General features: G+C 75.0%; 9 protein-coding genes. 3 read left to right on the top strand and 6 right to left on the bottom strand.

The features are described from left to right. Positions 1-4: 4 nt before the first annotated feature. The 5 genes from AFB00_RS17505 to AFB00_RS17485 form a co-directional block, all read right to left on the bottom strand. Positions 5-2,191 (bottom strand): VirB4 family type IV secretion system protein, encoded by a 2,187-nt coding sequence (locus AFB00_RS17505; protein ID WP_197519575.1) that lies wholly within the window; start codon positions 2,189-2,191, stop codon positions 5-7. Positions 2,192-2,199: 8 nt separating this feature from the next. Then, positions 2,200-3,549: a PrgI family protein gene (locus AFB00_RS17500; protein WP_068798129.1), complete on the bottom strand. Its 1,350-nt coding sequence runs from the start codon at positions 3,547-3,549 to the stop codon at positions 2,200-2,202. Continuing rightward, positions 3,549-5,957 (bottom strand): hypothetical protein, encoded by a 2,409-nt coding sequence (locus AFB00_RS17495; RefSeq protein ID WP_156819604.1) that lies wholly within the window; start codon positions 5,955-5,957, stop codon positions 3,549-3,551. Before AFB00_RS17495 ends, AFB00_RS17500 begins: the two co-directional genes overlap by 1 nt. A gap of 221 nt (positions 5,958-6,178) precedes the next feature. Then, complete coding sequence (locus tag AFB00_RS17490; protein ID WP_231973966.1) at positions 6,179-6,538, bottom strand: pilin; 360 nt, start codon at positions 6,536-6,538, stop codon at positions 6,179-6,181. Then, positions 6,535-7,797 (bottom strand): hypothetical protein, encoded by a 1,263-nt coding sequence (locus AFB00_RS17485; RefSeq protein WP_156819603.1) that lies wholly within the window; start codon positions 7,795-7,797, stop codon positions 6,535-6,537. The genes AFB00_RS17490 and AFB00_RS17485 overlap by 4 nt, the downstream gene beginning before the upstream one ends. Positions 7,798-8,948: 1,151 nt before the next feature. Here AFB00_RS17485 and AFB00_RS33365 point away from each other — a divergent pair. The 3 genes from AFB00_RS33365 to AFB00_RS17470 all read left to right on the top strand — a co-directional run bounded on the left by AFB00_RS33365 (position 8,949) and on the right by AFB00_RS17470 (position 12,918). Beyond that, the gene (locus AFB00_RS33365; RefSeq protein WP_068798126.1) at positions 8,949-10,565 is read left to right on the top strand and encodes a DNA methyltransferase; all 1,617 of its coding nucleotides are present in this window, start codon (positions 8,949-8,951) and stop codon (positions 10,563-10,565) included. Next, positions 10,562-11,788 (top strand): replication-relaxation family protein, encoded by a 1,227-nt coding sequence (locus AFB00_RS17475; RefSeq protein WP_068798125.1) that lies wholly within the window; start codon positions 10,562-10,564, stop codon positions 11,786-11,788. The genes AFB00_RS33365 and AFB00_RS17475 overlap by 4 nt, the downstream gene beginning before the upstream one ends. Positions 11,789-11,952: 164 nt before the next feature. Then, the gene (locus AFB00_RS17470) at positions 11,953-12,918 is read left to right on the top strand and encodes a hypothetical protein (RefSeq protein ID WP_068798124.1); all 966 of its coding nucleotides are present in this window, start codon (positions 11,953-11,955) and stop codon (positions 12,916-12,918) included. Positions 12,919-13,455: 537 nt separating this feature from the next. Here AFB00_RS17470 and AFB00_RS17465 read toward each other — a convergent pair. Then, positions 13,456-14,316 (bottom strand): hypothetical protein, encoded by an 861-nt coding sequence (locus tag AFB00_RS17465; protein ID WP_068798123.1) that lies wholly within the window; start codon positions 14,314-14,316, stop codon positions 13,456-13,458. Between the last annotated feature and the right edge of the window lie 59 nt (positions 14,317-14,375).

Below are 14,375 nucleotides of genomic sequence, written 5' to 3'. Positions count from 1 at the left end.
CGGCTCACCAGCCCTCGACGATCAGGTCCGCGGCACCCGACGCGGCACCGGCCACCCGAGGATCCGCGACCTCACGCCGAACCGGAGCCGCGCGAGAAGCTGGCGGGCTGGGTGCGGCCGGACGGGGTGCGGGCGGACGGTCCAGGTCGATCCAGTCCCCGCCGGTGGCGGCGGTGCCGGTCAGCTGACGCGGGTCGGTGGTGATCAGCGCGTCCTCGGTCGGGGACACGACCGCGGACAGCGCCACCCGGGTGGGGCCGGCCACCAGCAGCGCCTCGCCGCGTCCGGCGCGGCGCACGAACCGCGCCTCGCCACCGGACAGGCCGCACGCGCGGGCGACGTCGTCGATGGCCTCGGCCGACTGGCGCAGGACGATCTGCGTGCCGGAGTTCGCGATCACCGCCCGACCGAGCTCGGAGCCCAGGACGTCGGCGACGTCCTGGGTGATCAGGGTCAGCCCGGCCCAGTGCTTGCGACCGGACTTCGCCGCCCGCAACAGGAACCGGGCGGCCGACGGGTGCTGCAACAGCGTCCACGCCTCATCGACCACGACCACCCGCGGTCGCCGGTTGTGCGGGTGGGTCACCGTGCGCCACACCGCGTCGAGCACCAGCAGCATCCCCAGGCGACGCAACGCCTCCGGCAGCTCCCGCACCGACCACACCACCAGGTGCCCGGCCGCGACGACGCTCGACGGCCCGTCGAACAACGCCGCGTAGGCCCCCGAGGTGAACGGGGACAAACGCGCCGCCAACCCGGCCGCCACCGAAGCAACCTCAACGCCCGTCGCGCCACCGCCCGTCGTGCCGGAGTCGGTGTCGGCGCGTAGCTCGGCGCCGGATCCGCTGGGACTTGCAGGGTCGGTGGAGCGCCGACCGGCAGCGTCGGAGTCGGTGCCGACGTCGAGCAGGGCGCGGTGCAGGTCGGTCAGCAGCGGCGCGGGGCGGGTCCAGGTGTGTGGGTCGTCGGTGATCCCGGCGCCGGTGTAGGCGGTGGTGATCGCGGCATCGAGCACGGCGCGCTCGAGCGCGGTGAGAGCTCCCGGCCCACCGGGGGCGGGTGAGCTGTCGCCGGTGAGGTCGGCGGTCAGCGCGACGGACAGGAACGTCTGCACGGCCAGGCGCTGGCGGGTCAGCGCGTCCGGGGCGGCGCTGCGCCGCCCGGTCGCGTGGTCGAGGTGGACCGGCAGGTCCAGCGGGTTGAGGGTGACCCCGGGTGCGCCGGCCCGGATCACGGTGCCGCCGACCGCGTCGGCCATCCGCACGTACTCGTCGTCGGGGTCCACGACGTGCACCTCGGTCCCGGTGCACAGCTCACGCAGCAGCCCCGACTTGACCAGGTAGGACTTCCCGGCTCCGGAGGAGCCGATCACGGTCTGGTTGTAGTTCGACTGGTCCCAGCGGTTCCACCACACCAGGCCCGAGCTGTGCAGGTTCTCCCCGTAGAGCACCGCGCCCGGCCCGGGTGCGGTAGCCGGCAGGTCGGGACTGGTGAACGGGAACGACGCCGCGAGGCTCGCGGTGTCCAAGATCCGGCCGGTCCGGACGCGGTCGATCCCGCACGGCAACCCGGTCTGCCAGGCGTGCAGCGCCCGCCCGGTCGTCGGGCGCGCCGAGATCAGCAGCGACGACGCCACCGCCTGCACCGCCGCGACCTCCTCCGCCAGCTCCGCTCGGGTCACCGCGTGCACGGTCACGGTGATCGTCGTCTCGAACATCCGGGCCGCGCCCCGAGCGATCCGCTCGGCCAGGGCATGCGCGTCCTCGGTGGCGGCCTCCTCGTCGGGATTGCTCAACCGGCCGCGCTCGGCGCCCATCCGGCGTCCGGACTCCAGGCGGGCCAGCCGACGACGTAGTCGTGAGGCCGCTACCGACGGGTCCACCGGGGTGATGTGCACGCTGACGTCCACCAGACCGGGATGTCCGGTCAACGGCGCCAGCCAACCCGCCCCCACCTGCTGCGGGAACCCAGTCAACGACAACGTGGATGTCCACAACCCGTCGACCCGTACCGCCTGCGCGCTCACCACCACCTCGGCCGCATCGAAGTAGCCCCGCGCCGCCACCGCACGGCGACCGAACCGGGAACGCCGGCCCGTTCGCCCCCGACGTCCGGAGCGGACCGGGTCGCGCCCACGACGGCGCCCCCGACGCTGCTGCTCCCGGCGGGCCGCGGGTTCGGGGTGGGTCATGCGCGGGCTCATCGGGTCGTCCCCTGTCCGGAGACGGGACCGTCGAGTGCGTCCCGGATACGGCCGGGCCGGAACTGGCCCGCCTCGATCTGCTCGTCGTCGAGCCCCTCGACGCCATCCACACCGAGGTCTTCCGACCCGCCGTCGTCCATGTCGCCGTACACGTCGTACGTCGGTTGGCGATCCAGCTCGACCGTCGGCGCCTCGTCCCAGCCGGGACACGGCGCCCATCCCGGGCTCGGCGCTCTGGTCGGACTAGGGGTTCCACCCGGGGTCGGGCCGCCTCGCGTCCGCGGCGGGGGTGGTGGCGGGGCCGGTCGGGGGTCGGGAGCCCAGTCCCGGGCGGCCTCGGCGGGGTGGAGCGGGGCAGGTCCGCTGAGTGGGTCGGCGGGGCGGGTGGCGGCGCGCACGACGCGGGCGGCGCTCGGGGCGTCGAGCACAGTGACCCGCAGCCCGAGCGGGTCGAGCAGGGCGGCGGCCTCGTCGGCGCGGCGGCACAGCGTCTCCACCGCCGTGCGCGTCGCCCGGGCCAGCCCGACCGGGCCGGGCGCACCCGAGCCGCCACCATCGTTGGTGCGGGCGGGAGTGGGGTGGCGGAGCACGAGCAGGTGCTCGTGGGTGGTCAGCTCGGTGGTGGCGGCGACCGCGGCGAGGTGGGCGGCGTGGGCGTAGGCGGCGTCGGCGAGCGCCGGGTGGGGCAGCCGTGCCGCGCGCCGGTAGAGGTCGGCGAGGACCGGGTCGAGGTCGAGCGGGCGGGTGCGGGACACGATCTGCACCGGCGCGGCCAACGCGTGCAGCCACCGGGCGAACCCGGCGAGCGCGTCAGCCTGTTCGGGCTCGGTACGCATCGGTAGGTGGATCGGGGTCACCGAGCACACCAGCGCCAGCCCCTGCCCGCCGAGGTCGAGCACCCCCAGGTGCGGGGACAGCGCGCGCACGCCCCGCACTGCCGCCGGCGCACGCACCACCCGTCCGACCCAGGACGGCGGCCGCCGGCGGCGGCCGCGGTCGTGCCCGACGTCGGCGTCGGTGTCGTCGGGGTGGTCGGGGTCCTGGGCGTTCTCGGTGGGGCGGGTGCCGGGCAGGGTGGGGGTCTCGGCGCGCTGGACGAGCGCCGCCCACAGGACCCGGTCGAGGGACAGGCCGTCGCGGCTGCCGAACGCGAGCGCGACCGCTGCGACGGTGACGGGGACGAGCGCGGCCAGGCACCACAGCAGGTGCGTAGGCCCGATCAACACCCACGCGAGGTAGGCGAGCACGGCGGCGCCACCGAGGATCGCGACCTGGCGGGCGGTGAGCTCACCCAGGATGCGGTCCTCGCGGTCGACGTCGGCCGGGATCTGGACGGGTGCGGGCATCAGGACTCCTTGGGGCGGCGGCTCGACCGGCCGCGACGACGAGACGGCGCGGCAGCGGACGGGGCAGGCGGGGCGGGTGGCTCGTGCCGGGGCGGCGCAGGCCGCGGGGGTCGGGGTCGTGCTGGTTCGGGTGGGCGTCGCACCGGTGGCGGCTGGTGCTCGTTCTGCGGGTGGGCGACGTAGTCGGCGGGTATCTGCCCGGCCTGCGCGGGCTCCGGGCGGCCGGGGGTCGCCACGAACCGGTAGGCCACCCGCTCGGGTGGTGTCGGCTTCGGCGCGGGGATCGGTAACCCGAACTGGCCGTCGCCGCGCCGGTGCCCACCGGCCCACGGCCGGCGCGGCGGCAGGTCGGCGACCCGTTCACCGGCGACGTAGTCGCGCGGCACCTGACCGGCGTCGGCGGGTTCGCGGTAGCCGGGCATCGGCACGAACCGCGATGCCCGACGGTCACGCGGGATGCGCCCGGCAGGGACCGGCAGCCGCCACTGCCACTGATCCGGGCCGACGTCCGGACCACGCATCGGGCTGCGCTGGGGTTGGCGGCGCGGGCGCGCCCGGGACGCTCGGGGAACGGCGGCGGAGAACGGGATCTCGTACTGGCCCTCGACGGGCGCCCTGCTCGGCTCGCGGTCCGGGGCGGAGGTGGAGCCGCGCGCCGGGCCAGGGGCGGGCCGTGCCCGCTCGGCGGGGACCGGCAGCCGCCACTGCCACTGGTTCGGGCCGACCTTCGGGCCGCGCCGCGGGCGGGGCCCGAACGCCGGGTTGTCCTCGGGGATCGGCATCGCCCACTGCCCGGCGACCGGCCCGCGCAGCGGCTCGTCGCGCGGGATATAGGTGTATTTGCCGCGGTCCGGCCGTGGTGGGCGGCCGGTGGGTTCGGCGCCCATCGGCAGGCGCCACTGCCACTGGCGCGGCCCGACCGTCGGACCGCGCACCGGGCGGGGATCACCGGAGACGTCGTCGAGCAGCGGCAGCTCCATCTGCCCCTCGATCGGGCGGCGGTGCTCGTCCCACGGCTCGTGCGCCGCCAGGTCGCCCACCCGCGGGTCGCCCGGGCGTGGCCGCCACTGCGGGCCCACTGGCGGGCGACGGCGACGGCGCGGCCTGAGCCCGTAGGGCAGTTCCGTCTGCCCGTCCTCACCGGTCGGTGCCTGCACATACGGGTCCCGCGGGCCCGACGGATCCGACGGGCCGGACGGGCCTCGGCCACGGCCGGATGACGTGCCCCCGCCCCGGGAGCCCGCGGCGGACAGCGCGCCCTTGAGCAGTCCGGCGCCCTTGGCGATCAGCAGACCGCGGACCAGGGCGCCGAGCATCGACCTGCCCCGGCCGCCGCCACCGATCCACGACGACCACACCCAGCCCGGGATCTTCCACAAGATCCACAGCAGGACGGTGACGGTGAGGATCGCGACCAGGCCGGACCCGGTCGGCACGGCGCCCATCGCGGGGACGAAGTTCCCGGGTACGAGCATGATCCGCAGGCCCACGATCAGCACCAGGCTCTGCAGCACCTGCGTGGCCAGACAGCCGGCCAGGGCCCGCCACCACCAGCGGGCCACGCCCTCGGTCTGGGGAAGGGCGTGCCACATCAGTGCCAGCGGCGCGGCCACGATCAGCAGGACCGTCACCGCGACCCGCAGCACCCACCCGGCCAGCACCGCGAGCACCAGCACGACCACCGGCAGCACGAAGATGCTCGCGACCAGCCCGGCGGGGGCGCCGCCGGTGGCGGACGAGCCGGTGATCGCGGCCTGCATCAGCTCCTGCAGGCCACCGGCGCCGGTGACCGGGTCGACCCCGTCCCCGATCGCCGCCCGAGACAGGGCGTTCGCGACCTCGATCGCCATCGCACACAGCGGCATCGACACCGCCCCGGCGACGAACCCGACCAGCAGCCGGGGCAGGACCTGACGCAGCCCGGTGCGGGTCTGGATCGTCTGGTGAACCATCACCAACAGGCCGCCGGCGACGATCAGCAACCCGTACACGGTGACCATCAGCTGCCACGACATACCCCACAGCTCGGCCACCCGCGGCATCTCGGTGAGCTGCGGCGTCGCCAGCAACGACCGCGACAGCAGCACCAACGCCGGATTGAGCACGTCGGCGACGACCGAGCGCGCCATGTCGGTGAACGACTCCGCGACGCACGCCGACACATCAGTGATCCCGCACGACCTGCTCTCATCCGGCGGCGGGGGCGGCGGTGACGGCTCCTGCGCCGGGACGCCCGACGTCGGGTCGGTGGCGCTCTGCCAGGCACCGCTCTGCCAGGCACCGCTCTGCCAGGCACCGCCCGGCGAGACACCGGCCGCGACGACCACCGCGGTGCCGGCCGGTCCGGGGTGGCCGGCGACCGCCTGCGCGCCGTCACCTGTGCCCGCAATGATGACGACGCCGATCACTGCGACGGCGAGTCTCAGCGCGACCGCGCGCCGGACCGGGCGGCACGACGTCCCGGGCGGCCGGCACCCGATCACGTCGTTGACGGGTTCGCCCGTGTGCGAGCGCGGACCGGCCGGGGCCGACGCGGTCGCCGACGCGGTCGCCGTCGTAGCTCGGGCGGGATTCCGGGCTGGAGTCCGGGCTGCGGTCGTCGGCGACGCCGCCGCGGTCGCGGTCGCCATCAGCCGACGACCTGCTGCAGCACGGTCAACAGGACCGGCGCCAGGACCGCGAGCACGTACCCGGCCGCCGCGGACTTCAGCGCGGACTTCGCGTTCTCGATCCGCGCCGGATCACCCCCGGCCAACAGGTAGAGCGTGCCGCCGACAAGCAACATCAACGTGGCCAGACCGGCCAGCAGACCGGTGATCACGTCCCGCAGGTTGCCGATGACGTCGTCGAGGGACTTCGCCTGAGCCAACACGATGATCCGGGTCCCCGCCAACTCCGGCAGCGGACCGGTCAACGAGCGCAGCGGCTGCGGGAGCGGCATGTGCGATCCGGACAGCAGCAGCTCAGCGAGGAGGAGATGCGCGCTCATCGGGTCGGCTCCCCGCTCGCGGTGATCGCCACGGCTCGGCCGGGCGCAGGTCTGGGTCTCGTGAGCTGACTCGGCCGGGTCGACGGCGGGCGGGCGGCGGTCACCGGGAGCTGTTCGCGACGCGAGCGACGACGCCGTCGCCGGCTGCCCGACCCGGCGACGGCACGCCCCGCAGCGGGCTCGGTCGGCCGGGTGAGGTCGGTCAGCGGGGCGGTCACGGTCAACGGTGCGGTCGCGGTCAACGGTGCGGTCGCGGTGGACGGGCTCGCGACGGGCGCTCCCGCATCGCGGATCGCGCGGGCGGCGTCGGAACGGGTCCGCACGGCGGCACGAGCCGACACCTGCTGGCCCGGCCGGGTGGGGCGCTGTCCGGTGCGGTGACGGCCGTCGCGGCGACGGCGGCCGGGCGCCGCGACCGCGGCCCGACCGGGCCTCGCCGTGCCATGGTCGGCCGCCTCTCGATCGCCCGGGTCGGGGTCGCGCCGGTCGGGGTCGGCGAGGTGGGCGAGCAGGCGGCCCTCCGCGCGGTAGCGGGTCGAGGCGACGGTGCCGATCGGGAGCCCGAGCGCGTGGGCGGCCTGGACGAGGGTCACCGGCTCCAGGCGGGTCGTCCCGATCAACGCGGCTTCGGTGGTGCTGACCGCCCCGGCCGTGACGGCGCGTGCCAGCACGAGGTCCGGGTGTCCGGGCGGGGGCGGCGGCGGGCACGACTCACACGGCCCTGACCGCGTCGAGGCACCCTCACCCGGGTCCCGCCGGGAGCTGCGCTCACCGCGCTCGGCGGTGTCGTCGCCGGGTGCGCTCTGCTCGGCGCGGTCGGTGTGGTCGGTGTCGGGGTGGCCGGCGGGGTCACTGAGCGTGTGCGGCGGGACCGGGCGGGGGGCGTCCATCGCCGCGGTGAGCGCCGCGCGCCCGGCGCGGTAGGCGGCCCACCGCAGCGACACCAGCGGTGCCCGGTCCGGATCGACCGCGACCAGCGCGGTCAGGAATCCGGTGAGGATCTCGGCGTGGATGTCGGCGGGGTCCCCGGCGAACCGTCGGGTCAGCTCGGCGCCCAGACCAGACAGCATCGGGCGGGCCATCCCGGCGCATGCCACCGTCCAGGTCGGCCCGCCGGTGCGGGCCGCCCGGATCAGGTGCGCCCACACCCGGTCGCGGACCTCGTCGGAGGTGACCGGGTCGAGCAGCCGCACGCGTAGCTCGTCGAGCGGGACCCGGGCGTCGGGCAACCCGGCGACGGCGCGGCCGTCGACGGTCACCGGGTGCGGGCGGGTACACAGCCACCCGAAGGCGACTTCGAGCGCGGTCAGGACTCCAGTCGGGAACCGGTCGCCGCTCCCGTTCGGGTCTCGCATGTCGCGGCGCTGCCGACCGGTGCGCCCCTGACATTCGCTGTTTTCGGTGTTCATCGTGCCCTCTCTGATTACTCGTTCCTTGCCGCCGGTTCTCCGGTGGATGACAGGCAACCAGAACATGCGCTTTCTAAGCGTTGTCTAAGCGTTTTGGTTAGCGCGCACTAAGCGTTGTCGGGCACGTCCTAAGCGCTGAGACGGGCGGCGGCGCCGCTGAGTGGTTGATCCACAATCGGCGGGACCGCGCTCGTGCTGGCGTCGTCACCCGAGTCCCGGAACCGATGCTCGCCGCGCGACCCGATCGACCGTTCGCCGCGCTTAGGACCCGTCCGATGTCAAGGCTCTGAAGTGGATCAATGATGCTTAGGGATGGCGCTGCCGTCGCGAGACGTCTCGACATCCCGCGCCCGGCCCCGTGTCCCGTACGACCACGCTGGGGACACGGCGTGACCACGGATCGGGTAGCGACTGCATGCTTAGCGGTCGTCCGCCGAGCCCGGTTCACAGACGGCACCGACGACTCCGGCCCGGCCCGCCGGGAGACCTCATCGACAAGCACTCATGCATGGCATCGACGTCACGCTGACCCTGTTCGCCGCGCTGAGCTACAGGACCGGGAAGCGTTTCGTCGCCGCGCTGGACGCGATTCTGGCCGATCGGGTCGGGTGTGCATGGAATCGACTCGAAATCCGGACTTCATTGGTGAGGGCCCCGTTCGGGGTTCGTGAGCACCCTCACCGACAGGAGAACGTCGTATGAGCACCCATGCCACGCCGCCGACCGCCGGCGACGACGCCGTCCCGCCCCGACGGCCGAACCGGGCCGCCCGCCCGGCCACCGCCGCGGGCACCCGGCGTACTGGCCGAGCAGCCGGGCCGGACACGGCCCGGCGAGGCGCCCGCCGCAGCCCAGGCGGTCCTGCCGGGCGGGCCGGGACGGGACCGGCCGACACGACATCCGCGCCGCGCCGTCGCCGGTCCTCGCGAGCCACCGTCGCCGCCCCCGGACACGGTGCACCGCCGGCAGCCGCTCGCCGGGCCGCACGGACGATCCGCGCCATGCCGCAGGCGAGGCCGGTGCCGCTGCCGACGACGGTGTGGACCGCCACCGGCGTGAACCCGATCACCCGCGTCGTGCGCGCCCTGGCACCGTTCACCGACGGGGACGCCCCGGTCCTGGTCACCGTCTGTGACCTCACCGCCGAGGGCGACCCGGCCGCCACCGACCGCCCGACCACCGCAGAGCCCGGTGGCCTGGTCGTCGTCGACCTCGACGACGGCGGGCTCGACCACGACAGCGCGCGAGCCGCCGCCGCCCGCACCACCCCCGGTGGACTCTTGGCCGTCCTCACCCGCTGCACCCACCACAGTGGACCCGCCGGATTGACGTTGACGGACCCGACGGGAGCGGTCGTGGCCGCCGTGCGGGCCGCCGGGCTGGCCTACCTCCAGCACATCGTCATCCTCGCCGAGGCCCTCACCCCCGCCCCCGACCCCGACCGCGACGGAGACGGCGACGGCGGACCGGGCGCGGCCGGCTCGGAGGTACGTGTCGGGGTGGGCCGCACCGAGTTGTTGGTGTTCCGTCGCCCGCCCACCGGAAGCGACCCTGCCCCGACTGCCCCGACTGCCCCGACGGCGCCGACCCGCGTGACGCACCGTGTAGCGGCCCGTGTGGCGGCCCGGTCGTGGCGGGCCGGTGACGGCCGCGGTGAGTCCGTGGCGGCGGGTGGGCCGCGGGTGTGGTGCACCTCCCAGCAGAACGCGCGCACCCAGCGCGTGGGCCGCTACGTGCCGGAGTCGGTGCGGCACCCGGCGCGGATGATGCCCGCGTTGGCCGCGCACGCCGTCGCGGAGTTCACCGCCCCCGGCGATCTGGTCGCCGACCCGCTCTGCGGGATCGGCACCACCCTGGTCGAGGCGGTCCGGGCGGGGCGCCGCGCGCTCGGCGTCGAGTACGAGGCGGCGTGGGCCGAGCTCGCCCAGACCAACCTCGACCTCGCCCACACCGACGGGCACCGCACGGCCACCGACTCGTGGGTACTGCGCGGCGACGCCCGCCGCCTGGGCGACTGGCTCGACCCGCGCTGGCACGGTGCCGCGTCGCTGGTGCTGCTGTCCCCGCCCTACGGGAGCACCACCCACGGGCAGGTCGAGAAGACCCCGACCGGTCTGGTGAAGACCGACGGCCGCTACACCGACACCCCCCGCACACCCGGTGCGGCCAACCTCGCGCACGCCTCACGCAACCGCCTCGTCGCCGGTTTCACCGACGTGTTGCGCGGCGCGGCGCTGCTCCTGCGCCCCGGCGGGCACGTCGTGATCGTCGTGCGGCCGTGGCGCGAGCGCGGCGAACTGGTCGACCTGCCCGCCATGGTCGCCGACAGCGCCGCAGACGCCGGTCTGGTCCTCACCGACCGGGCGGTGGCGCTGCTGGCACGAGTCACCGACGAGGGCCGGCTCGTGGCCCGTCCGTCGTTCTTCCAGAACTGGCACGTCGCCCGCAACCGCGACCGCGGCCTGCCCACCCACCTCATCGCGCACGAGGACGTCCTCGTCGCCCGCCTCGACCACACCGCCGACCACACCGCCGACCACCACACCGCCGACCCGGCAGGCGATGCCGGACGCCGCGGGCCGGAGCGGGTGGTCGCTGGCGGGGCGGTGCGCCGATGAGCGGCACGGCCGCGCGTCCGACTCGGACGACGACGACCGGGGTCGGTGAGGCGGCACGCCGGATCGGCGACCGCGACCGGTGGCTGCTGCGGATGCTGCACGAACACACCGTGCTGACCACCCCGCAGCTGGTCCGGCTCGGGTTCGCACACAAGACCCGGGCAACCCAGCAGCGGCTGACGGCGCTGCAGCGGCTCGGCGTGCTCGACAGGTTCCAGCCGCTACGCCGCACTCACGGCACCTCACCGATGCATCACCTGCTCGGACCCCTGGGGGCGCGGCTGCTGGCCGCCGAGCTCGGCGTCGAGGTCGCCGCGCTGGGATGGCGCCGCGACCGCAGCCAGGCCGTCGCCCACCGGCTGAGCCTGTCCCACGACGTCGCCACCATCGACCTGATCTGCGAGCTCGTCAGTGCGCCCGGAGTGCACATCGACGCGTGGTGGTCGCCGGCTCGCTGCCGTCGCGTCGTCGGCCGCCACGTCCTCCCGGACGCCTACCTCGCCCTCACCGCCACCGGCCCGACCGGCGGCCGAGCCCGGCCGGTGGCGGGGCCGGTGTGGGAGATGTTCCTCGAGTACGACACGGGCACGACGGCGTTGCGGGCACTCGCGGCCAAGCTGCACGGCTACCACAAGCGGGCCGTCGCGACCCGCACCGCGATCCCCGTCGGGATCTGGATCGCCCGCCCCGGACGCGAACCCGGCGCCCGCCGCGCGCTCGCCGCGGTGCACCGGACCCTGACCGACCCCGACGCCGTACCCGTGTTCACCGCGACCCCGCTCATCGCCACCGCCCCCGACGCCTGGCCCGTCGCCGCCGGGCCCGGCCGGACCGGCGGACCAGGCACGGACGCGGCGTGGCACGGCGCGTCCGGCCGGGTGTGGCTCCCGCTGCGCCAACGGGCCGGACACGCCGGGCACCGGTTCGGTCTGGTCGAGCTGGCCGGGCACCGCCACGCCGACCGACCCACGCTCGCCGAGACCACCGGCCCCGCCGACTCGGACGGCGGGTACGGGGAGCCGGACACCGTCGGCGGACGGGTGGAGCTGCCGACCCCGTCCCCGTACCCGCCGCACGCCCCGGCCCGGCCGGTCGCCCCGCCGCCCCACGACGGCCGACACGCCACCAGGGACACCGCCACCGAGAACACCGCCACCGACGATGCCGTCATGAACGGCGTCAAGTGCATCGCTCACGGCGACGGGCCGGCCTCGTCACGGTGAGCGGGGACCGTCCAGGCCCGACGCGAACAGGTCGCCATGCCCGCGACGCCGTCAGCGCTCACGCCGGACGTCGACTCCCGGGCTGACGGCTCGACGTTCCGCGCCCGACGCCCGCCACGGCGCCATCCCTCGTCGGCATCCCGCTCGTCCAGGAGGTGACAGCCATGTCGGCCACAACCAGGATCGCCGCCGTAGCGGCGGCCACCCTGCTTCTGTTCGTCCTCGTCGTGGCCGCGTCGCTGGCTGCGTCGATCGGGTCCGTCGGGCCGGGCGGCGCCTCAGCGCCGAGCCCGTCCGCGCTCGCCGACATCCCACCCGACCAGCTCGTCGTCTACCAGCACGCCGCCACCGTCTGCCCCGGCCTGGACTGGACCGTGCTGGCCACGATCGGCAAGGTCGAAACCGACCACGGGCGCAGCACCCTGCCCGGCGTCCACGACGGCGAGAACCCCTTCCACGCCGCAGGTCCCATGCAGATCATCCCGGCCACCTGGAACGCCATCCTCGTCCGGCACCGGATCCCGCCCGGCGGTGCGAACCCGCCGTCGCGCTACAACGCCCACGACGCCGCCCACGCCGCCGCGTTCAACCTCTGCGACAACGGCGCCCCACGGGACCTGCGCGGCGCGGTCTTCGCCTACAACCACTCGACCGCCTACGTCGACCAGGTCCTCGACCAGGCCACCCGCTACCGCGCGTCCCCGCCATCGTCCGGCCCGGAGTCCGGCGACGCGGCGACGGTGCCCGACCCCACCGGCACCGGCGGGCGGATCACCCCCCGCATGGACACCCTCTACCGCGCCCTGGACGCCGACGGGGCCGTCACCCGAGGCGCCACCTGCTGGGATCCCCACCCCCAGAACCCGACCAGCGACCACCCCGCCGGACGCGCCTGCGACATCTTCTACACCGCGAGCGACCCCACCTCGGTCACGCGAGGCTGGGACGTCGCGCGCTGGCTCACCGCGAACGCTGCCCGCTACGGCGTCAAGTACGTCATCTGGCAAGGACGGATCTGGACCACCAGCCGCCCCACCTGGGCCACCTACCGCTCCACGATCTACGGCTGCCCCGACCCCACCGAGATCACCGGATGCCACTACGACCACATCCACATCTCGGTGTACTGAGCGACGCAGGGCCGACGGCACCGCCCGACGCCGTTCCTCACCCCATCGTTCGCCGAACTGACCGCCCGGCATCGTGCGCCGCCGGATGGGAGCGCGTACCGGCCGCGTCGTTACGACGCTCACAACGTGTCGACCGTTCCGGCGTCGCTGCCCGGGAGGTACTCGACGGCGCGGCGGGTTACCCCGCCGCGCCGTGGACACCCCTGCGCCTGAGCATCGTAGGGACCGCGTTCGCCGAGCCGCCGTCCGCCGAGCCGCCGTCCGCCGAGCCGCCGTCCGCCGAGCCGCCGTCCGCCGAGCCGCCGTCCGCCGAGCCGCCGTCCGCCGAGATGTCTTCCGCCGAGCTGTCGTTGCGAGCGGCACAGCTGCCTCGTTCCCGTTCTGATCGACGCCGGTCGCGATGTGACCGGCGCTCACGGAATCGGCGGGGGCGGACCTACCGGCCGCTCCCCGCCGCACCGTGATCCCAAGGGCGGATCACCCGCGCGGGGGTGCTGCCCGGGAGCGCCGGTCTCGGCGCTCCCGGGCGGCCCGCCGCTACGCGGCCTGGTAGCGCAGGGTCGGCGTGTCGAGCTGCACCGCCCGGCCCCGGGCGACCAGGGAGTCCAGCGCGCCGCGCGTCGTGCCGTACCGGCGGCTGAACACTTCGCCGATCTCACCCGGCCCGAAATCCCGGTCTGCGTGCTCGTGGATGTAGGCGTCGATCATGTCCGTGATCGCTCCCCGGGGCAGGGACTCGCCCTGGGTGACCGACACCGAGTGGGTCACGCTGTCGGTGGCGGCGGGGCGCGTCCGTCCCGAGACCGGGATACGGGCGGTCGCCGCCTTCGCGAACACCTGCCGCGGAGTCGTGTAGTGCCAGCGGGCGATCCCGTTCATGTCCTCCGTCCGCGCCATTCCGGCGCTCTGGTACCGGTGCAGGATCCGCGAGACCACCGCCCCGTCGATGCCGACCGCCCCCGCCAGCTCCGCCTCCGCTGCGAGCTGCATGGCGGTCGGTCCGGTCCCGGCGTCGTTCGTCGCCCGCAGCATCCGCCAGATGGTGATGGCGGTGCGTGCCTCCGACTGCGAGGTGGAGCCGCCCGCCATAATCGCGATCAGCGGGAGCGCCTCCTCCCAGGTCGGTTCGGCGCCCTCCAGGAGAGCCTCCTCCGGCGGTGCCTCCGCCTCCTCGGTGACCGCCTCCTCGGTGACCGCCTCCTCGGTGACCGCCTCGCCGGTGACCGCCTCGCCGGTGACCGCCTCGCCGGTGACCGCCTCGCCGGTGGCCGTGTCCTCCGGCGCCGAACTGTCCGGCGTGGTGCTCTCGTTGACCGTGCTCTCGTTGACCGTGCTCTCGTCTGCGGTGGTCTCGTTCGCCCGGGCGCGGGTCGATCCCGCGCGTGTCCTGCCTGCCATTTTCCGGCCCCTTTCGTGAGGGTGTCGCTCGGTGCGGGCGGCATAGATCAGCCGTCCGT

The organism is Pseudonocardia sp. HH130630-07 (assembly GCF_001698125.1).
Taxonomy (GTDB): Bacteria; Actinomycetota; Actinomycetes; order Mycobacteriales; family Pseudonocardiaceae; genus Pseudonocardia.
Note: the sequence above shows the minus strand (reverse complement) of the source record. Positions and strands in the feature narration are given on the sequence as shown.

Excerpts from the sequence above, each read along its gene's own strand:
- AFB00_RS17505 (WP_197519575.1), bottom strand. The coding sequence starts at position 2,191 with ATGACCCACCCCGAACCCGCGGCCCGCCGGGAGCAGCAGCGTCGGGGG.
- AFB00_RS17475 (WP_068798125.1), top strand. The coding sequence starts at position 10,562 with ATGAGCGGCACGGCCGCGCGTCCGACTCGGACGACGACGACCGGGGTC.
- AFB00_RS17470 (WP_068798124.1), top strand. The coding sequence starts at position 11,953 with ATGTCGGCCACAACCAGGATCGCCGCCGTAGCGGCGGCCACCCTGCTT.
- AFB00_RS17465 (WP_068798123.1), bottom strand. The coding sequence starts at position 14,316 with ATGGCAGGCAGGACACGCGCGGGATCGACCCGCGCCCGGGCGAACGAG.
- AFB00_RS33365 (WP_068798126.1), top strand. The coding sequence starts at position 8,949 with ATGCCGCAGGCGAGGCCGGTGCCGCTGCCGACGACGGTGTGGACCGCC.
- AFB00_RS17490 (WP_231973966.1), bottom strand. The coding sequence starts at position 6,538 with ATGAGCGCGCATCTCCTCCTCGCTGAGCTGCTGCTGTCCGGATCGCAC.
- AFB00_RS17500 (WP_068798129.1), bottom strand. The coding sequence starts at position 3,549 with ATGCCCGCACCCGTCCAGATCCCGGCCGACGTCGACCGCGAGGACCGC.